Raw genomic sequence first — 19,035 nt, 5'->3', positions numbered from 1 at the left:
CTTCGCCGTTTTTCAGCGAGCGGAGAATGCCACGGGAAGCACCGGCGCGGCGTCCACCAAATCGGTTAGTTCATTTCCTGTCCTGGGTCACCGCCGCCAGGGTGAGGCTGAACAGTTCCTCGGCGTCGGTCCAGCGTTCGGCGACGGCGAAACCGGCGGCGGCCAGTTCCGCGGCCAGGCCGTCCGGGCGGAACTTCGCCGAGATCTCGGTGCGCACGTGCTCCCCGGCGGCGAAGGTCACCTCCAGGTCCGCACCGGGGATCCGGACCACCTGGTCCTCGGTGGCGCGCAGCCACATCTCGACCCATTCGGCCTCGGCGTCCCAGTGCGCGACGTGCTCGAAGGCGTCCACGTCGAAGTCCGCACCGAGCCGCGCGTTGATCACCCGCAGCACGTTGCGGTTGAACTCGGCGGTCACCCCCGCCGCGTCGTCGTAGGCGCGGACCAGCCGCGCCGGGTCCTTCACCAGGTCGGCACCGAGCAGCAGCCACTCCCCCGGTGCCAGCACCTCGCGCACCGAGCGCAGGAACTTCGCCCGTTCCGGGGGCAGGAAGTTGCCGATGGTGCCGCCGAGGAAGGCGACCACCCGCGGCGGTTCGCCGGGCAGCAGGCCCAGGTGCTCGGTGAAGTCGCCGACCACCCCGCGCACGTCCAGCTTGGGGTACTCGGCGGCGATCGCCTCGGTGGCCTCGGCCAGCGCCGCGCCGGAGACGTCCAGCGGCACGAAGGTCTCCAGCGTGCCGTGCGCGGTGAGCGCGTCGAGCAGCAGGCGGGTCTTCTCGCTCGACCCCGAACCCAGCTCGACCAGCGCGCGGGCGCCGGTGGCCCGGGCGATCGCCGGGGCCTGGCCGGCCAGGATCTCGCGTTCGGCCCTGGTCGGGTAGTACTCGGGCAGTGCGGTGATCTTCTCGAACAGCTCACTGCCCGCCGCGTCGTAGAACCACTTGGGCGGCAACCACTTCCGCTCGGCGGTCAGCCCGGCGCGGACGTCGGCGCGCAGGGCTTCGGTGACGTCGCCGGCACTGTGGTGCTCGGTGAGATCGGGTTCGCTCATGGCGGGTTTTCGCTCCTCAGCAGGGAATGGGGGTCAGCTCGACCTGACGCCCGCGGACGGTCACCGCGTGCCGCTGCGGCACCGGGGTCCAGCCGGGGCGGTCGTCACAGGGTTCGGAGGCGACCACCACGCCGGTCTCGGTGGCCACATAGGACAGTGCGTGCGTCCACGCGGTACCGACCAGCAGCTCGCCGTCGGTCAGCAGGAGGTTCAGCCGGGAGCCCGGCGCGGCCGCCTCGACCTCGGCGACCAGGCCGGTCACCGCGCTCACCGGCTCGGCGCCGTCACGCAGGCGGGCCGAGAGCACCGCCCACAGCAGCACCGAGTCGGTCGGCGCGGGAAGCCGCAGCAGGTCGGCCACCGGCAGCTTCTCCGCCAGCGGCACCACCGACTCCGGCCAGCCCGGCACCATGCCGTTGTGGCTGAACAACCACCGGCCGTCGCCGAACGGCGCGCAGGCCGCCTCCCCCACCGGCATGCCGGTGGTGCCGTTGCGCACCGCGGCCAGGAAGGCCCCGGTGCGCAGGGAGGCGGCCAGCGGCCGCAGCGCCTCGTCGGTCCACAGTGGAGCGTGGCGCCGGTAGCGGAGCGGCTCGGCGGCCGCCCCGTACCAGCCGAGGCCGAAGCCGTCCGCGTTCACCGAGCCGCCGCCCCGCATGTCCGCCGGGGCATAGGACTGGTGCAGCAGCGAATGCGGTGCCTCGAACAGCAACTCGGCCGGTGAGCACGGCTCACCGAGGTAACCCAGGTGGCGGCACATCCGCGTGCTCAGCCCCGTTCCGCGGCGGTCAGGTCCCGCGCGCACCGGAACCCGGCGAAGATCTGCCGCCGGATCGGGTAGTCCCAGTTGCGGAAGGTGCCGCGGATCGCCGCGGCGTCCGTGCCGAACGACCCGCCGCGCAGCACCTTGTACTCCGGCCCGAAGAACACCTCCGAGTACTCGCGGTACGGGAACGCGCGGAAGCCCGGGTAACCGTGGAAGTCGCTGCTCGTCCACTCCCAGACGTCCCCGATCAGCTGGTGCACGCCCAGCGGCGAGGCGCCGGCCGGGTAGGCGCCCACCGGGGCCGGGCGCAGGTGCCGCTGGCCGAGGTTGGCGTGCTCGGCGGTCGGCTCCTCGTCACCCCACGGGAACCGGCGCGAGCGGCCGGAAACCGGGTCGAACCGGGCGGCCTTCTCCCACTCGGGCTCGGTCGGCAGCCGCTTGCCCGCCCAGGCCGCGTAGGCCGCCGCCTCGTGGTAGGAAACGTGGACCACCGGTTCGTCCCGCGGAACGCGCTCGTGCACACCGAACCGGACGCGCCACCACTCGTCGCCCTCGCGGCGCCAGAAGCGCGGGGCGGTGATGCCGTGCTCGGTGCGGTAGGCCCAGCCCTCCTCGCTCCACCAGCGCGGCTCGGTGTAGCCGCCACCGTCCACAAAGGCCAGGTAGGCGCCGTTGGTGACCGGGGTGGTGTCGATGGCGAAGCCGTCGACGTGCGTCTCGTGCGCCGGGCGCTCGTTGTCCAGCGCCCACGGTTCGGCCGTGGTGCCCATGACGAACGCACCGGCCGGGACCACCACCTCCGGCGGCAGCGCGCCGGTGCGGCGCGCGGGCGGGGCCGGGGCGTGCAGCACCGGCTCACCGCGGCGCAACTGGTGCGTGGCCAGCATGGTCTCGTCGTGCTGCTGCTCGTGCTGGGTGATCATGCCGAAGGCGAACGCGTTGCGCTGCAAGGCGTTCCCGTCGTCGAGCGGGGCCTTCTCCAGCACGTCGAAGGACTTGTCGCGGACTTCGCGGACGTAGGCGCGGGCGTCGGCCGGGCCGAGCAGCGGGAGGCCGGGGCGATCGGCGCGCGCGTGCATGAAGGCGTCGTAGATCTCGTCGAGGTCCGGGCGCAGCGGCTCCCGGCCGCCCACGTCGCGGACCAGCCAGAGCTCCTCCTGGCTGCCGATGTGCGCGAGGTCCCAGACCAGCGGCGACATCAGCTTCGAGTGCTGGCGGACCAGGTCCTCGTCGTCGACGGCGTCGGTCAGCGCGGTGCTGCGGGCGCGTGCCCTGGTCAGCGCTTCGGCGGCGTGCGCGCGCAGGTCCTGCGGGCTCAGGTCGAGCAGTGGGTTGTTCTCGTACTCCGCGGTCGAGGTAGCCACGGTGGTCACGCCCTCTCTTCGGGGGTTCGAGGCGCCGGGGTCCTGGCGGCTCGGTGCTGCACGGCCTCGGTGATCCGGTCGATCACCTCGGACGGCAATCCGGTCGCGCCGAGTGCGGCGCAGCCCAGATCGGCCACGGCCTTGGCGGCCGCGGCGATGGCCGGGTCGTGGAGACCGCGGCCCGCCGCTGCCTCCCAGGCACCGGCGACGGGTTCGCACAGCTCGCGGGCCCTGTCCACAGTGGAGGGGTCGGCGAGCAGGGCGACGAGCAGGGCGGTGGCGTCGAGCCAGCCCCGCGGCGGTTGCGCGTCCAGGTACCTGATCTCCAGGTAACCCTGCGGGCGCACCGGGGTGAACATGGTGGACAGGTGGTAGTCCAGATCGGCCAGGGTCGGCCTGCCGAACACGCCTGCCTCACCGCGGCCGTCGATCCAGTCGGCGAAGGTGAACCGCACCGGCGCGTCCCACGGGCCGTCGGCCCGCGGCACCACCATCAGCGGGGTGTCCAGCATGCGCCGCGCCCAGTCCGCCGGTGGGTCCGGCGTGGCCGTGGCGGCGAAGGTGCGGGCGCGTTCGGTGGCCATCACCGCCAGCCAGCGCGCGGAGGCGTGCCCGGTGTCCCGCCCCGCGTGCCTGCCGGAGTTGGCGAACAGGGCCAGCAGGGCGGGCCCCAGTTCGTGCGCGGCCGCCCAGCGCGCGGCCAGGTGCTCGGTCTCCCCCGCGTCCACGCAGACCTGCAGCCCGGCCGTGCTGCACATCATGGTGAGGCCGCCGGGACCGTCCGGCGCGAACCGGCGTTCCATCGCGGCGTAGCGGGGGGTCTGCAGCAACCGCCGCGGGGCGCGGTGGGCGTCGATGCCCGAGTTGCCCAGTTCCAGTCCGTGCCGGTCGAGCAGTGCGGTGAGATGGGCCAGATCGGCGTCGACGACGCCGGCCAGTTCGGCCAGTGAGCTGCGCGGGAGGGCCGAAATCTCCACTTGGCCGCCGGGTTCGAGACTCACCGGCGAGCCGCCCGGCAGTGGGGCCGCCTCGCTGCCGGGGTCGAGCGTTCGCGGGGTGTGCGGGCCGAGCGCCTCGGCCAGCACACCGGGGTCGAGCGGGCGGGACGGGTCGTCCCGGTGGTGCACGGTGTACTCGAGCTCCACGCCGAGCAATCTCGGCGGGCCGTGCTTGAAGCACACAGACGCGACGTACGCCTCGCCCTCCGCGCGGTCGGAAACCACCCGCGCGGCGAGATTACCCGTTGCGGGAGAAGGAAAATCTCTGACCGTCGTCATGCCACCTCCAACCTGAGGAACTAGTGGGATCACCAGGATTCGGACGCTACACGCGGGGTCCGACAATCGCAGCCGTCCGCGGTCGAGGTGGACTCGGGCCGGGCGCGCGCAGCCGGGCAAAACCGGCGCGCGACCGCCCGGAAAGCCCCGTTTCCCTCGGCGTCGTTGCGCCATTCGAGGGAATCCTTACGGAATCGTGGTCTCCGTGGCGAGGCCGAGTTCGGCGGCGGCCGCGCGCACCGCGTGGATGACCAGCTGCATGGACGGGCGGCGCAGCGCGGTGGTGCGGTAGGCGATGGACACCGTGCGCATCAGCGGGCTCGCCAGCGCCACCGTGTCCACCCCCGGCGGCCGCAGGATCAGGCCGAGGTCGGAGACCAGGGTGACACCCAGCCCGGCCGCGACCATGGCCATCGCGGTGGCCTGCTCCTCCACCTCGTGGTCGATCTTCGGCTCGAACCCGTGGCGCTGGCAGGCGATCCGCATGGCCCGGCCGAAGTGGCTCTTCGGGCTGGCCAGTATCCACGGCTGGTCGGCCAGTTCGAGCAGCGAGACGCTGCCCGCGGGCACGGTACCCGCCGGGACCGCGGCGTGCAGCCGCTCCACCGCGATCACCGCGCGTTCCAGCCCGGCGTCCCACGGCATCGGGGCGTCCGAGTAGTCGATCACGAAGGAGAAGTCGAGCGAACCGTCGCGGACCGCGTCCGCGGTCTCCTCCGGCGCCAGCTCCCGCGTGCGCACCTTGATGCCGGGGTGCTCGGCGGCCAGCGCGGTCAGCGCGCGCGGCAGCAGCCCGGAGGCCACCGAGGCCCACACCCCGGCGGTCAGCCGGACGGTGACCGACTCCTGCGCCTCCTCCAGCGCCAGGGTCGCGCGCTCCACCGCCCCCAGTATCTCCTCGGCGTGCGCGGTCAGCAGCTTGCCCAGTTCGGTCAGCTGCACCCGCCTGCCGAGGCGTTCGAACAACTTCGCGCCGACGTCCCGTTCGAGCTGGGCGAGCTGCTGCGACACCGCCGAAGCCGTGTAGTGCAGTGCTCCGGCGGCCGCGGTGACCGTGCCCCGCCGGTCCAGCTCCCGGAGCATCCGCAGTCTCTGCAACGAAAACTCCATACACAAACCCTAAACACAACCGTGCACTTTCCTTAACTGGACGCACCGGCTCCCCGGTCCCACCCTGGACCAGGTAAACCGGAATGCGGCCACGCCCGGAGCGCCTTCCGCGTCGCACGAACTCCACCACCGCAGCCACGCCGGCGGGGTACCTCATCCGATGGGGAAGCCAAACCGGCGGGCTCGGCCGTGCGCGCGAAAGCACTCGGGCGCCGCTCGAGCAGCAGCTTGGAGGTGGGTCGAGTGAGCACCCAGAACAGCACCGAACCTTTGCTGAGGTTGACCTGGACGGACCCGGTGACCGGTACTCGCGGGTTCCTCGTGGTGCACACCCTTGTCTCCGGGCTCGCCACCGGCGGCACCCGGATGCGGGCCGGGTGCACGATGACCGAGGTCGAGGACCTGGCCAGGGGCATGGCCAACAAGACGGCCACGTTCAACCTGCCGGTCGGCGGCGCGAAGGGCGGCATCGACCTGGACCCGAAGGACCCGCGCGCGTTCGACGTGCTGACCCGGTTCTGCTCGGCGATGCGCCCGTGGCTCGACGCGCACTGGGTGACCGCCGAGGACCTCGGCGTGCCGCAGCACCTGATCGACGAGGTCTTCGCCGGGCTCGGCCTCGAGCAGTCCTACCACGCGGCCATCTCGCGCTCGGCCGATCCGGCCCGCACCCTGCGCCGCGTGCAGGCCGGGCTGAACGCACCGGTGCCGGGCGGGCTGCTGCTCGGCGACGTGGTCGGCGGTTACGGCGTGGCGCAGTCCTGCCTCGGCGTCGCCGCGGCGTGGGCGTGGGACCCGGCCGAGACCACGGTGGCCATCCAGGGCATCGGCACCATGGGCGGCGGTGCCGCCTGGTACCTGCACGAAGCCGGGATGCGGGTGACCGCGGTGGCCGACGCCGCCGGCACGCTGTACCACCCGGCCGGGCTGGACATCCCGGCGTTGCTGGAGCTGCGCGACGCCTACGGGGAGATCGACCGGAGCCAGGTGCCGCCGGAGGTCCAGCGCCTGCCGCGCAACGCGGTGCTCGGCATCGAGGCCGACATCTTCGTGCCCGCCGCGATCTCCTACGCGATCACCGAGGACAACGTCGAGCAGGTCGCGGCGAAGGTGGTCATCGAGGCGGCGAACGCGGCCACCACCGAGGAGGCCGAGGCTTCGCTGGTGCTGGCGGGCATCCCGGTGATCCCGGACTTCGTGGCCAACGCCGGTGCCGCCGCGTGGGCGTGGTGGCTGCTGCTGGGCGAGGTCGGCGCGGACCCGGCGGACTCGTTCCTGCGGCTGCGCACCGAGATGCAGGCGAAGGTGGCGCTGCTGCTGGCGCAGTGGAACACCGACCGCCGCCCGCCGCGCGAGACCGGCTGGGAGCTGGCCGCGGCGAACCGGGTGGAGCGGGCCGCCACCGAGCACCTGGCCCCCGCGCTCACCATTCCGTAGCCCCGGGGGTGTGACTGGGGAACCCGAACGTGGCTTCGGGGGCGTTTTCGCCCCCGAAGCCACGTTCGTGTCCGGTGGTCAGCGGTTCAGCGCAGGAGCCAGCCGGGAGGCCAGGTACCGCAGTGCTTCCGCGAGCGCGGCCGGGGTGGCCGGCGCGATGTGGATCTCCGCCTCCGGCCCCGCTCCGATCGTGTAGTTGAGATACCGGCCCCAGTCGGTGTCGGCGTAGTGCAGCGGCTGCTCGACGCGGGCGTACCGGCCCACCTCGTCCCGCTTGCCCGCGTACAGCTCACCGGTGCCGTGCACCGGCCGCTGCACCACCTTCACCACGTCGGCGATCGCCTGCGGCAGCGAGCGGCCCTGTTCCTTGCCCCGGGCCGCCTCCTCGAAGTCGCGCGCCCGGACCGTCTGCGACCGGCCGCCACCCGCGTACAGCTCGGGCAGCTCGGCGATCAGCGCCTCGGGCAGCTCGTGCTGGTTGACCTCGCGCAGGGTCACCTGATCACCCGAGCGCACGGCGAGCACCCCGAGCATGCCGCGGGAGGCCGCGAGCACCCCGATCGTCTCGTCCTCCCGCGTGGCCCAGCCGTAGAACTCCAGCGAGGCCGAAGTCAGCAACGGCAGCAGGTCCAGCACCTCGACCTTGATCCGGCCGCGGTGGTCGAGCAGCCCCGCCCCGGCCAGCGCCTCGTCGATCTGGCGGGACAGCTCGTCCTGTTCCCGTTCGGGGTACCACATCGCCCGCGGCTGGAGCGTGACGTGCAGTTGCCCCGCACGCTCCCGCTGGACCAGTGCCGCGAGCGCGGCCACCGGAACGGTCGCCGGAGCGGTCACTCCCCGATCACCGGGGGCATGGTGCGCTCGTCCGTGCCGAACAACGCGTCGGGATCGGCCTCGACCAGCCAGCTCGGACGGGTGTGCTCCTCGTCCTCGCCGCCCTGACCGCGGGCGCCGTGCGCCCCGCCCATCGGACCGCCGGCAGTACCGCCACGGCCCGCGGCCGCCGCCTCACCGCGGCCGGCGGCGCCGTCCGCCCGAGCACCACCGGCACCGATCCGCGACCGGCACCGAGCGAGTTCCCGCTGCCGCCGCCGCGGGCCGCGGCTCGCCGCCAGCCCGGCCGGGCGCCGGGACCGCCGCCAGGCAGCCTGCCGCCGCGGTGTTCGGCTGCTTCCCGCCGGTGGCGGCCGGGTTGCCCGGTCCGGTGTTCGGGTTGCTGGTACCGGGATTGCCGTTCGGGTTGTTGACCAGCCCGACCACCGGGTCGCCGGTGCCCGGCTTGGTGCTGGGCACCTTCGGCTTCGTGGTGGTGCCGCCGCCGGTGTCCTTGCCACCCTTGTCCCCGCTGGTGGTGGTGCCGCCCCCGGTGCCGGAGGTGTCACCGCCGCCGGTGCCACCGGTCCCGCCGGTGCCACCCGTGCCGCCGGTACCCCCGGTCCCGCCGGTTCCGCCCGTGCCACCGGTTCCCCCGGTGCCGCCCGTACCACCGGTGCCCCCGGCGCCGCTGCTGCCGGTGGAGTCGTCGATCCGGTTCGAGCCGCCGGTGCCGCCGCCGTCCCCGTTGCCCTGCCACGGGTCCGGTCCCACCGGCGGGCCGATCGGGCCGGGGCCGTCGGTCTTCAGCTTCACCGCGGCGCCGTCGGAGGTCAGCTGCTGGTAGTCGGTGGGCAGGATGTTCTGCGTGCTCTTGCTGATGCTGGAGTACTGGTCCATCGCGCGAACGTTGTTCTCGTTCGCCTCGTTGTGGGCCTGCACGCCCTGCTGGTAGTCCTTCACGTCGTCCGCGGCCATGAACGGCCCGGCCACCGGGATCGCCGACTTGAGCCCGAGGCTCCAGCCGCTGGGCTTCTCCGGCGCCGGCGGCACCGGCACCACCGCGTTGCTGGTGTAGTCGAAGCCGGTGGCCTGCGCGGTCACCGAGTTCGCGGTGATGTCCAGCGGCGCGGCCGTTTCGGCGAAGGCCCGTTCCATCGGCCCGGCACCGGCGTTGGCCGCGTCCGCGCCGTCCCCGGTCCAGGACGCCTTCATCCGCTCCTGCAGCGCCTTGATGCTCTGCGCGCGCTGCTCGAACGACGAGGAGAGCTTCTGCACGTTCTCCGCGGTCATCCGCAGGCGCTCGCTGTCGCCGCCCTTGAAGTTGTCGTAGATCGCCTGACCGTCCATCCCGCTCACCTCAGGCGCCCCCTTTCAGCGTGTCGATCACGATTCCGGCGACCCGTACCGAGTTGTCGCAGGAGTCCTGCGCACCCTGGTACCCCAGGCTGGTCACCGTGAAGGTCAGGTCGTCGGCGACGCCGACGGCGAGCCCGCAGCTCCCGGTCGCGCGGCGGTCCGACTGACCGGCGAAGAAGGCGGGGTACCCGCCGACGTCCTCGGTCTGTTCCAGGAACCCGAGCTGGCGGCCCTGCTTGGCCTTCTCCAGCCCGGCGACGCCGCCGATGCCGTTGTCGCGGTTGCCGGTCTGCACCTGGACGGTCATGCCGACGCCGGGTTCGGCGCCGCTCCAGTGGCAGCTCGGCCCGGCCAGCACCTTGGCCACGTCGTCCTCGGTCTTGGGTTCCCCCGGCTCGGTGTACCCGGCCGCGGACAGCTTCTCCAGCGGCGTCAGGTCGCACGGGTTGCCGAGGTAGGCGCTCACGTCGAGCGGGTTCGCGATCTTCGGTCCGCCCGGCTGCTCGGCGGCCGTGGACCCGGCGGTCTCGACCGGCTTCGGGTTGCCCCCGGTCTCCCCGGAGCACGCGGAGAGCGCGGCCGCCGCGGCGACGAGCAGGGTCACGGCTGTCAGTTTGTTCACGCCTGAGCCGTCTTGAGTGCCTGGGCCTTCGCTTCGTCGGCGGCCACCGTGGCCTCCTTGGCCGCCTTCAGCTTGTTCACGTACTCCTGGGCGTACTTGAGCATGGAGTCGTTCTGGGTGCGCAGCGCCTCGATCGAGTTGACGCCCGCGTCGACGTAGCCGACGCTCGCGTCGTCCGGCGCGGGCGGAGTGAAGCCCCAGGAGATGTCCTCGATGATCTTCGCGTCCTCGACCAGCTTGTCCGCCTCGGCTTCCCAGAGGCCGATCACGGCCTCTAGCTCCTCGGCGTCCATCTCGAACGAACCGCCCGCACCGCCTGGCGCGGGGGCAGGCGCGTCCTTGGTGAGGCTGCTTCCCCAGACCTTGCTCACCGCGGCGCTGGCCGCGCCACCCACGTCGAACATCCCGTTCTCCCCATTCGCAAGCACCGCAAGTCATGCCTTTGACGCAGCAGACTAGTCCAGGGTTCCCCCGGTCCGTGGGAAATTCGCCAGGCAGGCCGCCGATCCGACGTCACAGTACGTACGTACGGATTGCGAAGGCACTACCCCGGGTGACAGGATCGGACGATGCCACGTGTCAGTCAGGACCATCTCGACGCTCGCCGGCGGCAGATCCTGGACGGCGCGCGGGTGTGCTTCGCGCGCTACGGGTACGAGGGTGCCACGGTGCGGCGCCTGGAGGAAGCCACCGGGCTCTCGCGCGGCGCCATCTTCCACCACTTCCGCGACAAGGAGTCGCTGTTCCTCGCGCTCGCCGAGGACGACGCGGTCCGCATGGCGCAGGTGGTCGCCGACCAGGGCCTGGTGCAGGTGATGCGCGATCTGCTCACCGAGGGCAGCGCGCACCCGGCGGACTGGCTCGGCACGCGGCTGGAGCTGTCCCGCCGCCTGCGCACCGACCCGGAGTTCCGCTCGCGCTGGGCCGAGCGCTCCGACCAGCTCACCAGGGCCACCCGCCAGCGCCTGCTGCGCCAGCGCGAGGCGGGCAAGCTGCGCGACGACGTGGACGTCGACGTGCTCACCTCGTTCCTGGAGCTGGTGCTCGAAGGGCTCGTCTCGCACCTGGCCATGGGCCTGCCCGCCGACCACCTCACCCCGGTGCTGGACCTGGTCGAGGAGACCGTGCGCGTGCACCACCGCAACCCTGCGGGCGCCGCGACACCGTGATGGACTCGGGGAATGGACTTTCTCGACGCGCACGCTGAGGCCCTCCGCGGGTTCGACGAACTCGTCCACCGCATCGGCCGCGACCAGTGGGACGACCCGACCCCGTGTACCGAGTGGACGGTCCGCGACCTGCTCGGCCACCTGGTCTACGAGCAGCTGTGGGCCCCGGACCTGCTCGACGGCGCCACGGTCGAGCAGGTCGGCGACCGCTACGACGGCGAGCAGCTGGGTGATCACCCGGTCCGCCGCTGGGAAACCGCCTCCCGCGCGGCCCGCCGCGCCTTCGAGGGCACCGGCCGCGAAACCGTGCACGTCTCGTTCGGGGAGATCCCGCTGGAGGACTACGGCTGGCAGATGACCGGCGACCTGGCGGTGCACGGGTGGGACCTCGCCGTGGCCATCGGCGCCGAGTACCGCGTCGGTGACGAGCTGGCCGAGGACCTGCTCGCCGAACTGGGCCCGCAGGTCTCCGGCTGGCAGGGCGGCGGCATCTTCGCGGCGCCGGTCCGGACCGCGCCGGACGCCACCCCGTCGGACCGGCTGGTGGCCCTGCTCGGCCGCGATCCCGCCCTCACCCGGAGCGCTCTGTGAGCTTCCGTGAGCGCCTGTGAGCAGGGACATCCCGAGATCACTCGCACGTTCGGCCCAACCGGCCGGTATCATCTACGGGACGTGACAACCCCTCCTGAGGAGAGACCCTTCCGTGCGCGACGCGCCGTCACCTGGTGACAGTACTAAGCCGGGTGGCAAGCCCGGCTTCCCCGTTCCCCTCCCCCTCGGCCCGCGTCCCGGCCTGCGAACCGCCGCCGGAGACCGCTGATGGAAATCCTGCTTTCGATCCTCGGCGTGCTGTTCGTGGTGGTGCTGACCATCGGCACCGGACTGGCCGTCGCCGCCGAGTTCTCGCTCACCGCGCTGGAGCGCAGCACCGTCGAGGCCAACGTCCGCCAGGTCGGCGACCGCAAGGCCAAGACGCTGCTGGAGGCCCACCGGACGCTGTCGTTCCAGCTCTCCGGCGCGCAGGTGGCGATCACGCTGACCACGCTGATCACCGGGTATGTGGCCGAGCCGCTGATCGGTGACCTGATCGAGCCGCCGCTGACCGGGTTCGGCCTGTCGCAGCCGGTGGCCCAGGGCCTGTCGGTGGTGCTGGCGCTGGTGATCGCCACCTCGCTGTCCATGGTGCTCGGCGAGATGATGCCGAAGAACCTGGCCATCGCCCGCCCGCTGCAGACCGGGCGCGCGGTGGCCGGCTACCACTCGCGCTTCTCCAAGACGTTCAAGTGGCTCATCACGCTGATGAACAACAGCGCGAACTGGGTGGTGCGCAAGTTCGGCGTGGAACCGCAGGAGGAACTGCGCTCGGCGCGGTCGCCGCAGGAACTGGGCTCGATCGTGCGGTCCAGCGCGGAGAGCGGCACGCTCGACACCGCCACCGCGGAGCTGCTGGACAAGTCGCTGCGCTTCGGCGACCGCACCGCGGAGGAACTGATGACCGCGCGCGTGCAGGTCGAGTCGCTGACCGTGGACGGCTCGATCAACGACCTCATCGCGTTGTCCCAGCGCACCGGGTTCTCCCGGTTCCCGGTCTACAACGAGGACCTGGACGACGTGCAGGGCGCGGTCCACGTCAAGCAGGCGTTCACCGTGCGCCAAGCCGAGCGCGACACCGTGCGCATCGGCTCGGTGATGCGGCCGGTGCCCACCGTGCCCGAGTCGCTGCCGGGGGACGCGCTGCTGAACCGGCTGCGGGACTCGCGCTTCCAGCTGGCCATCGTGGTCGACGAGTACGGCGGCACGGCCGGGCTGGTCACCCTGGAGGACGTGGTCGAGGAGATCATCGGTGACGTGCTCGACGAGCACGACGACCGCGAGGAACCGTCGTCGCGGCAGCTCGGCGCGGACAGCTGGGTGGTCTCCGGGCAGCTGCGGGCCGACGAGGTCCGCGAGATCACCGGCTTCCACATGCCCGAAGGCGACTACGAGACGATCGCGGGCCTGGTGCTCGAACGCCTCGGCCGGATCCCCGGCCCCGGCGACTCGGCCGAGGTCGACGACTGGCGGCTCACCGTGACCACGATGGACCGGCTGCGCATCGCCGAGATCAGCGTCCGGCCGAGCACCGGGAAACCGGAACCGGCCACGGCGGCGCCCGCCGCCTCGCCCCGGGTGGAGGTGGCCAGGTGAACGACTGGGTCGCCATTTCGCTGATCGGCCTGCTGCTGCTGGCCAACGCCTTCTTCGTGGGCGCGGAGTTCGCGCTCATCTCCTCCCGGCGCGACCGCCTGGAGGCACTCGCCGAGCAGGGCACCACCCGCGCCCGGATCGTGATCAACGCCAGCAAGCACGTCTCGCAGATGCTGGCCGGGGCGCAGCTGGGCATCACCATCTGCTCGCTGCTGCTGCTCCAGTTCGGTGAGCCCGCGGTGGCGCACCAGCTGGAGGCCGCCTTCGGCGCGATCGGGCTGCCGCTGCCCGGGTACGTGATCCACCCGATCGCGTTCGCCTTCGCGCTGACCGTGATGACCATCCTGCACGTGCTGATCGGCGAGATGGTGCCGAAGAACCTGGCCATCGCCGATCCGGAGCGGCTGGCGCTGTGGCTGGTCCCGGTGCACGTGGCCTGGGTGAAGCTGGCGAACCCGTTCATCTGGCTGCTGAACACGGTGGCCAACGCGGGGCTGCGGGTGCTCAAGGTCCAGCCGAAGGACGAGCTGGAGACCGCCTACACCTCGGCCGAACTCGCCGAACTGCTCAGCGAGTCGCGCCGCGAGGGGCTGCTGGAGCAGTCCGAGCACCAGCGGCTGAGCCAGACGCTGTCCTCGGTCCGCAAGACCGTGGCGGACGTGCTGGTGCCGGTCCCCGAGCTCACCACGCTGCCCGCCTCACCGACCGTCGGCGACGTCGAGCAGGCCGTGTCGAGCACCGGCTTCTCCCGCTTCCCGGTGCTGGACGCCGAGGGCGGGCTGGCCGGGTACATCCACGTCAAGGACATCCTGGAGCTGGTCGGCGAACCGGCCGAGACGAAGGTGCCGCCGTCGAAGACGCGGGCGCTGAGCGAGGTCTCGGCGGAGGCGAAGCTGGACAGCGCGCTGTCGGTGATGCGCCGCGAACGGGGGCACCTGGCCAGGGCGCTCGGCGCGGATGGGACCGTGGTGGGCGTGGTGGCGCTGGAGGACCTGGTCGAGGAATACGTGGGCACCGTGCGGGACGGCACGCACGTGACGGCGTGAACGCGGTGGAGATCCTCGCCGAGCCCGAGTGGCGGGCTCGCGAGGAGACCCACGTCGCGCGGATGCGGAAGTGGACCGTGCCGCACGCCGAACGCCGGTCGCGCGGGGAGAAGCACCCGGTGCTGGACTTCCTGTTCACCTACTACTCCCACCGGCCGGCGCACGTGGAGCGGTGGCAGCCCGGGTACGGCGTGGTGCTCGCGGGTGCCTCGGCGAAGCGGTTCCTGGACCGGCGCGGGTACCGCGAGACCCCGGACGGCGTCACCGTCGACCCGGCGGAGTTCACCCCGGCGCGCGAGCGGACCGCCCGCTACGTCTCCTCGCTGCTGGAGGCGACGGCGTCGCGCCCGGCCCGGCTCAACTGCTTCGGGCTGCACGAGTGGGCGATGGTCTACCGGCAGCCCCACGACGAGGTTCGGCACGCCCAGCTTCCGCTGCGGCTGGGCGAACGCGGGACGGACGAGGTGGTGGAATCACTAGAGGTGCGCTGCGGCCACTTCGACGCCTTCCGCTTCTTCACCCCCGAGGCCGTCCCGCGCAACACCCTGGCGCCGACCAGGGAGACGCAGCGGGAGCTGGAGCAGCCGGGCTGCCTGCACGCGAACATGGACCTGTTCAAATGGGCCTACAAACTGGGCCCATTCGTGCCCGCCGAGCTGATCGGCGACTGTTTTGCACTGGCGGCCGACATCCGCGAACTGGACATGCGCGCGAGTCCTTACGATTTGTCCCCGCTCGGTTACGCAGCGGTGCCGATCGAAACGCCGGCGGGCCGCGCCGAATACGCCAGGGCACAGGCCGCTTTCGCCCGCCGCGCCCAGCCACTGCGGGCTCGCCTGATCGAGTACAGCAACACACTATTGTCCGGTTGTACCGATGCTGGCAGGCTGTGCGACAACTGAGCGTCATCACATTTCCCGGACAGATTACGTCTGTTAGAGTGATAACGTTTTGGTTGCATACTGAGAGCGTCCAAGTATCAGACGAGAAAGGCACACGATGGGGCGACACAGCTTGGTCGAGGACCCGGCTCCGGAACCCCCTCACGGCAGATCGTCCGGCCATCGTTCCCCCGCGAACCGGACATCCGCTCCCCGGACCGCACCTCCCCGTGACACACCTCCCCGCACCGCCCGGCCCGCGGCCCCCCGAGCTCCCCACCGCGCCCCGGAACCCCCGCCCTCCTCCTACTTCACCCCGGCGCCGCCGCCCGAACAGGGCCCGGAGCGCAACGTCACCACCACCGGCAGCCACAAGGCGGTCAGCACCACCGGCAGCCACCGCGCGATCGGCAAGACCCGCCGCCGCGTGGCCAAGTGGCCGATCGCCTGCCTGGTCCTGGTCGCCCTGATCGGCCTCGGCTGGCTGGGCTGGGGCTGGGCCAGCGGCGAGCTGAGCAGCCGCGCCGAAGCACAGGCCGCCAGCTGCGCCGAAGGCGACGCCACCCTCCGGGTGGTCGTCACGCCCAGCGCGGAGGCACCGGTCAAGGCCGCGGCCACCCGCTGGAACGACGCGAAGACCGTGGTGCACGGGCATTGCATCACCATCACCGTGGACGGGATGGCTTCGCAGCGCGTGCTCGACGCGCTGCTCGGCCAGAGCGAGCTGAGCTCGATCCGCGGCATGCCGGCGGCCTGGCTGCCGGAGTCCTCGTGGTGGATCAGCGAGCTGACCACGAAGAAGCCCGAGCTGATCGGCTCGCCGGCGCAGTCGGTGGCCTCGGCGCGCTCGGCGGACTACCCGTTCATCGGGCTGTCCGGCAACGGCGTGGACGACGTGCAGAAGCGCGCCGCGCAGACCTTCCGCGGCTTCCTGACCGAACCCGCGCAGCAGGCCGACTTCGCGGCCGCCGGGCTGAAGGCGACCTAGGCCGCCGCCCGGAGAGTCCTCCCGATGGCTCGCCGGGCGGGTGCCTACGTCCCTTCGAGTTCGGCGATCACCGCGAGGTCGTCGGCGGCCAGTTCGAAGTCGAACACGCCGAGCTGCTCGGCGAGCAGGGTGGCCGGGCCCGGCCCGACCACCACGGCGTGCCCGAGTTCGAGCTGCCACCGCAGCACCAGCTGCGCCGGGCTCTTGCCGTACTTGGCGGCCAGCCCGCGCAGCACCCCCGGCAGCGCGCCCGGCCCGACCGGGTCCGCCGCGATGGTGACGATGCCGTGTTCGGCGTGCAGCGCGCGCAGTTCGGCCCGCGGTTCGCGCGGATGCAGGTCGAGCCGGTGTGCCGCGGGCACGCCGGTGGTCTCGACGAACCGGCGCAGCGCGTCGGCGGTGAGCCCGGCGACGCCCAGCGCGCGGACCTGTCCCGCGGCCTGCGCGCGTGCCAGCTCCGACCACCCCGGCGCGGTCGGCCGTTCCAGCAGCACCAGATCGATCCGGTCGGTGCCGAGCATGCGCAGCCCCGAGGCCAGCGCCTCGGCGGTACCGGTGCCGGGCAGGGTCAGTGTGACGAAGACTTCACCCGGCGGCAGCTCGCGGATCGCCTCCCCGGCCCCCGACTCGCCCGACGGCCGCACGCCGATGGCGCGGTACCCGGCGGCGAGTGCCTGGCGCACGGCGCCGGCCACGGTGTCCGGCGGCAGCGCACCGGCGTCGAAGCTGATCAGCGGGAGCAGGACCTCGTCGTTCAGCGCGATGCTCACCAAGCAGTTCCTCACTGGGATCGTCGGACTCGTGCCGCGAGGAGGGGCTCCCGCTGCGAGAATCCTCTCACCCGCGCCAGTGGGCGTGCCCGGCGACGCGCGCACTGCGACGATGATCGAGTGCCCGTCCCCCGCCCCGCGACCACCGGACTGGCGCTGGTCGTCACCGCCTCGCTCGCCGTCCACCTGGCCACCTTCCTGATCCGGCCCGTCGCCTCCTACCGCGTGCTCGCGCTCGGCGGTGACGCCACCGCGGTCGGCCTGGTGGCCGCGGCGGGCGCGCTCCTGCCGGTGTTCCTCGCGCTGCCGATGGGCCGCGCCGCCGACCGCGGTGCCATGGGCTGGCTGCTGGCCGGCGGCGGCGTGGCGATGACCACCGGCGCACTCGGCCTCGCCTTCGCCGGCACCCTGCCGCTGATGGCCGCGGGGAACGTGGTGATCGGCGTCGGCCAGCTCGCGCTGATGCTGGCCTTCCAGGGCCTGGTCGCCGAGCTTTCCCCGCCGGAGCACCAGGACCGCAACTTCGGCTGGTTCACCGCGGCGGCCTCGATCGGCCAGCTGATCGGCCCGCTCACCGGTGGGTTCGTGATCAGTTCGGCCTCGGCGGGAACGATGCTCGCCGAGACCCGCGAGGCGTTCCTGCTCGCCACCGGGCTCGGTGTGGTGATCACCCTGCTCTGCCTGAGCCTGGCGTGGACCCTGAAGGCGTTGTCGCACAACAAGAAGAACGGTGACCGGACCGTCCACAAGGGATCGACGGCGGCGCTGCTGCGCAACCGCAGGCTGCTGGTCGCGATCTTCACCAGCTTCACCGTGATGTCCGGAGTGGACGTCATCACCGCCTATCTTCCGGTGCTGGGCGAGGATCGCGGGCTCAGCCCGGCGGTGGTCGGCGTGCTGCTGGCCGTGCGCGCCGGGTTCTCCTTCCTGTCCCGCCTGCTGATCCCGGTGCTGGTGGGCAGGTTCGGCCGGTTGTCGGTGCTGCTGGTCAGCGGTGGACTGGCCGGGCTGTGCGTGACCGCGCTGGTGTTCGCCGGCGGTTTCTGGCCGCTGGCCGTGCTGATGGCGGTGCTCGGCCTGGCGCTCGGGCTCGGTCAGCCGCTGACCATGACCTGGACCGTGCGCGAGGCGCCGGACAACCTGCGCTCCACCGCGCTCGGGCTGCGGCTGACCGGCAACCGGGTGGCGCAGGCGGCGGCTCCGGCCGCGGCGGGCGCGGTGTCCGGGCTGGTCGGCGTGGCCGGGCCGTTCCTGCTGATCGCGCTGCTGCTGTTCGCCTCGACGATCACCGTGCTACCCGGCTGGCGGGCCGAGCGGGGTTGACCGGATCACCTCGGCGGTGTGCGCGTCCGCCGGGAAGAACGCCTCGATCGACAGTTCCGCGAGCGTCACGTCCAGCGGTGTGCCGAAGGTGGCCACGGTGCTGAAGAAGGAGAGTTCGGTGTCGCCGTGGCGCAGCCGCAACGGCACCACGATGTCGCCGGGCTTGGGCACCTCGACCTCGGGAACCACGTCGGCGCAAGGATATCCGCGCAGTTCGGCGAGCAGGTCGGACAGTTCGGGGTCGGCCGTCGCGGCCACCTCGCGCCGCAGTCTGCCGAGCAGGTGCGCCCGCCACTCCCCCAGGTTCGCGATCCGCGGCGCCATGCCGTCGGGGTGCAGCGTCGCGCGCAGCACGTTCACCGGGCCGTCGAGCAGTTCGGGCGCGACCCCGGCGATCAGCAGCGCCACGCTGGCGTTCGAGTCGACCATGTTCCAGCGCCGGTCGACCACCACCGCCGGATAGGGCTCGTGCACGGTCAGCAGTTGCCGGACCGCCTCGCGGGCGGCGGCCATCTCGGGCGCGTCGAGCCCGCTTTCGCCGTACACCGGGGCGAAACCGGCGGCGAGCAGCAGCTGGTTGCGCTCGCGCAGCGGCACGTCGAGGTGTTCACCGAGGCGGAGCACCATGTCGCGACTCGGCGCGGAACGCCCGGTCTCGACGAAGCTCAGGTGCCGGGTGGAGATATCCGCCGAGATGGCCAGGTCGAGCTGGCTGATCCGCCGACGATCCCGCCATTCGCGGAGGAGTTCACCGACGGGACGGGGAGCGGTCGCTGTGGTCACGGCGTCGACGTTACGGGCGGGCGGGTGCGGCGGCCATTACTTCCCGGGTAATCGACGCGCAGCGCGCCGCCGGGAAGGGTTGTGCT

At 72.3% G+C, this 19,035-nt stretch carries 20 protein-coding genes; 8 read left to right on the top strand and 12 right to left on the bottom strand.

From position 1 onward, the window contains the following. Positions 1–70: 70 nt before the first annotated feature. The 5 genes from egtD to JYK18_RS31140 all read right to left on the bottom strand — a co-directional run bounded on the left by egtD (position 71) and on the right by JYK18_RS31140 (position 5,571). Positions 71–1,054 carry an L-histidine N(alpha)-methyltransferase gene (gene egtD, locus JYK18_RS31160; RefSeq protein WP_206807004.1) on the bottom strand — a complete coding sequence of 328 codons (984 nt, stop codon included), beginning with the start codon at positions 1,052–1,054 and terminating at the stop codon, positions 71–73. 16 nt (positions 1,055–1,070) lie between these two features. Next, entirely contained in the window at positions 1,071–1,814 is a 744-nt protein-coding gene (gene egtC, locus JYK18_RS31155; protein WP_206807003.1) for an ergothioneine biosynthesis protein EgtC, read from the bottom strand. A gap of 8 nt (positions 1,815–1,822) precedes the next feature. Further along, complete coding sequence (gene egtB, locus JYK18_RS31150) at positions 1,823–3,184, bottom strand: ergothioneine biosynthesis protein EgtB (RefSeq protein WP_206808220.1); 1,362 nt, start codon at positions 3,182–3,184, stop codon at positions 1,823–1,825. A gap of 5 nt (positions 3,185–3,189) precedes the next feature. Continuing rightward, entirely contained in the window at positions 3,190–4,461 is a 1,272-nt protein-coding gene (locus JYK18_RS31145) for a glutamate-cysteine ligase family protein (protein ID WP_206807002.1), read from the bottom strand. Positions 4,462–4,647: 186 nt separating this feature from the next. Next, positions 4,648–5,571 (bottom strand): LysR family transcriptional regulator, encoded by a 924-nt coding sequence (locus JYK18_RS31140; RefSeq protein ID WP_206807001.1) that lies wholly within the window; start codon positions 5,569–5,571, stop codon positions 4,648–4,650. A 243-nt stretch (positions 5,572–5,814) separates the two neighbouring features. Here JYK18_RS31140 and JYK18_RS31135 point away from each other — a divergent pair, with 243 nt between their 5' ends. Beyond that, entirely contained in the window at positions 5,815–7,008 is a 1,194-nt protein-coding gene (locus tag JYK18_RS31135) for a Glu/Leu/Phe/Val dehydrogenase dimerization domain-containing protein (RefSeq protein ID WP_206807000.1), read from the top strand. A gap of 78 nt (positions 7,009–7,086) precedes the next feature. On the opposite strand, the gene JYK18_RS31130 is transcribed toward JYK18_RS31135, so the two are convergent. Genes JYK18_RS31130 through JYK18_RS31115 form a run of 5 tightly spaced genes read right to left on the bottom strand, consistent with a single transcriptional unit; the run spans position 7,087 to position 10,206 of the window. Beyond that, entirely contained in the window at positions 7,087–7,842 is a 756-nt protein-coding gene (locus JYK18_RS31130; protein ID WP_206806999.1) for an ESX secretion-associated protein EspG, read from the bottom strand. Next, positions 7,839–7,976 carry a hypothetical protein gene (locus JYK18_RS47040; RefSeq protein ID WP_242582260.1) on the bottom strand — a complete coding sequence of 46 codons (138 nt, stop codon included), beginning with the start codon at positions 7,974–7,976 and terminating at the stop codon, positions 7,839–7,841. The genes JYK18_RS31130 and JYK18_RS47040 overlap by 4 nt, the downstream gene beginning before the upstream one ends. A 40-nt stretch (positions 7,977–8,016) precedes the next feature. Further along, positions 8,017–9,171 carry a WXG100 family type VII secretion target gene (locus JYK18_RS31125; protein WP_242582258.1) on the bottom strand — a complete coding sequence of 385 codons (1,155 nt, stop codon included), beginning with the start codon at positions 9,169–9,171 and terminating at the stop codon, positions 8,017–8,019. 10 nt (positions 9,172–9,181) lie between these two features. Then, the gene (locus tag JYK18_RS31120; protein ID WP_206806998.1) at positions 9,182–9,784 is read right to left on the bottom strand and encodes a DUF3558 domain-containing protein; all 603 of its coding nucleotides are present in this window, start codon (positions 9,782–9,784) and stop codon (positions 9,182–9,184) included. Positions 9,785–9,798: 14 nt separating this feature from the next. Beyond that, positions 9,799–10,206 carry a hypothetical protein gene (locus tag JYK18_RS31115; RefSeq protein WP_206806997.1) on the bottom strand — a complete coding sequence of 136 codons (408 nt, stop codon included), beginning with the start codon at positions 10,204–10,206 and terminating at the stop codon, positions 9,799–9,801. Between the two features lie 165 nt (positions 10,207–10,371). On the opposite strand from JYK18_RS31115, the gene JYK18_RS31110 reads away from it, so the two are divergent. The 6 genes from JYK18_RS31110 (at position 10,372) to JYK18_RS31085 (ending at position 16,073) form a co-directional block, all read left to right on the top strand. Next, complete coding sequence (locus JYK18_RS31110; RefSeq protein ID WP_206806996.1) at positions 10,372–10,971, top strand: TetR/AcrR family transcriptional regulator; 600 nt, start codon at positions 10,372–10,374, stop codon at positions 10,969–10,971. A 12-nt stretch (positions 10,972–10,983) separates the two neighbouring features. Next, on the top strand, positions 10,984–11,562 hold the full coding sequence (locus JYK18_RS31105) for a TIGR03086 family metal-binding protein (RefSeq protein ID WP_206806995.1): 579 nt from the start codon (positions 10,984–10,986) through the stop codon (positions 11,560–11,562). A 228-nt stretch (positions 11,563–11,790) separates the two neighbouring features. Further along, entirely contained in the window at positions 11,791–13,158 is a 1,368-nt protein-coding gene (locus JYK18_RS31100) for a hemolysin family protein (protein ID WP_374195074.1), read from the top strand. Further along, on the top strand, positions 13,155–14,204 hold the full coding sequence (locus JYK18_RS31095) for a hemolysin family protein (protein WP_206806994.1): 1,050 nt from the start codon (positions 13,155–13,157) through the stop codon (positions 14,202–14,204). The genes JYK18_RS31100 and JYK18_RS31095 overlap by 4 nt, the downstream gene beginning before the upstream one ends. After that, positions 14,201–15,106 (top strand): 3-methyladenine DNA glycosylase, encoded by a 906-nt coding sequence (locus JYK18_RS31090; protein WP_206806993.1) that lies wholly within the window; start codon positions 14,201–14,203, stop codon positions 15,104–15,106. The genes JYK18_RS31095 and JYK18_RS31090 overlap by 4 nt, the downstream gene beginning before the upstream one ends. Before the next feature lie 406 nt (positions 15,107–15,512). Beyond that, entirely contained in the window at positions 15,513–16,073 is a 561-nt protein-coding gene (locus JYK18_RS31085) for a hypothetical protein (RefSeq protein WP_206806992.1), read from the top strand. A gap of 44 nt (positions 16,074–16,117) precedes the next feature. Here JYK18_RS31085 and JYK18_RS31080 read toward each other — a convergent pair whose 3' ends face one another. Continuing rightward, positions 16,118–16,843 carry an aldo/keto reductase gene (locus tag JYK18_RS31080; RefSeq protein WP_206806991.1) on the bottom strand — a complete coding sequence of 242 codons (726 nt, stop codon included), beginning with the start codon at positions 16,841–16,843 and terminating at the stop codon, positions 16,118–16,120. Between the two features lie 120 nt (positions 16,844–16,963). Between JYK18_RS31080 and JYK18_RS31075 the strand changes: the two genes are divergently transcribed. Continuing rightward, positions 16,964–18,166, top strand: coding sequence for an MFS transporter (locus tag JYK18_RS31075; protein ID WP_206806990.1), 1,203 nt, complete (start codon positions 16,964–16,966; stop codon positions 18,164–18,166). Here the strand turns inward: JYK18_RS31075 and JYK18_RS31070 are convergent. Further along, positions 18,137–18,949 carry a helix-turn-helix domain-containing protein gene (locus JYK18_RS31070; protein WP_206806989.1) on the bottom strand — a complete coding sequence of 271 codons (813 nt, stop codon included), beginning with the start codon at positions 18,947–18,949 and terminating at the stop codon, positions 18,137–18,139. The two genes, JYK18_RS31075 and JYK18_RS31070, sit on opposite strands and share 30 nt — an antisense overlap. Positions 18,950–19,035 lie beyond the last annotated feature (86 nt).

It is taken from the genome of Amycolatopsis sp. 195334CR (assembly GCF_017309385.1).
In the GTDB taxonomy this organism is placed as follows: domain Bacteria; phylum Actinomycetota; class Actinomycetes; order Mycobacteriales; family Pseudonocardiaceae; genus Amycolatopsis.
This window is presented reverse-complemented; position numbering and strand designations above follow the sequence as displayed.

Coding starts and splice junctions, on each gene's coding strand:
- egtC (WP_206807003.1), bottom strand. CDS start 1,814: ATGTGCCGCCACCTGGGTTACCTCGGTGAGCCGTGCTCACCGGCCGAG.
- JYK18_RS31145 (WP_206807002.1), bottom strand. CDS start 4,461: ATGACGACGGTCAGAGATTTTCCTTCTCCCGCAACGGGTAATCTCGCC.
- JYK18_RS31100 (WP_374195074.1), top strand. CDS start 11,791: ATGGAAATCCTGCTTTCGATCCTCGGCGTGCTGTTCGTGGTGGTGCTG.
- JYK18_RS47040 (WP_242582260.1), bottom strand. CDS start 7,976: ATGGGCGGGGCGCACGGCGCCCGCGGTCAGGGCGGCGAGGACGAGGAG.
- JYK18_RS31110 (WP_206806996.1), top strand. CDS start 10,372: ATGCCACGTGTCAGTCAGGACCATCTCGACGCTCGCCGGCGGCAGATC.
- JYK18_RS31140 (WP_206807001.1), bottom strand. CDS start 5,571: ATGGAGTTTTCGTTGCAGAGACTGCGGATGCTCCGGGAGCTGGACCGG.
- JYK18_RS31115 (WP_206806997.1), bottom strand. CDS start 10,206: ATGTTCGACGTGGGTGGCGCGGCCAGCGCCGCGGTGAGCAAGGTCTGG.
- JYK18_RS31105 (WP_206806995.1), top strand. CDS start 10,984: ATGGACTTTCTCGACGCGCACGCTGAGGCCCTCCGCGGGTTCGACGAA.
- egtD (WP_206807004.1), bottom strand. CDS start 1,054: ATGAGCGAACCCGATCTCACCGAGCACCACAGTGCCGGCGACGTCACC.
- JYK18_RS31125 (WP_242582258.1), bottom strand. CDS start 9,171: ATGGACGGTCAGGCGATCTACGACAACTTCAAGGGCGGCGACAGCGAG.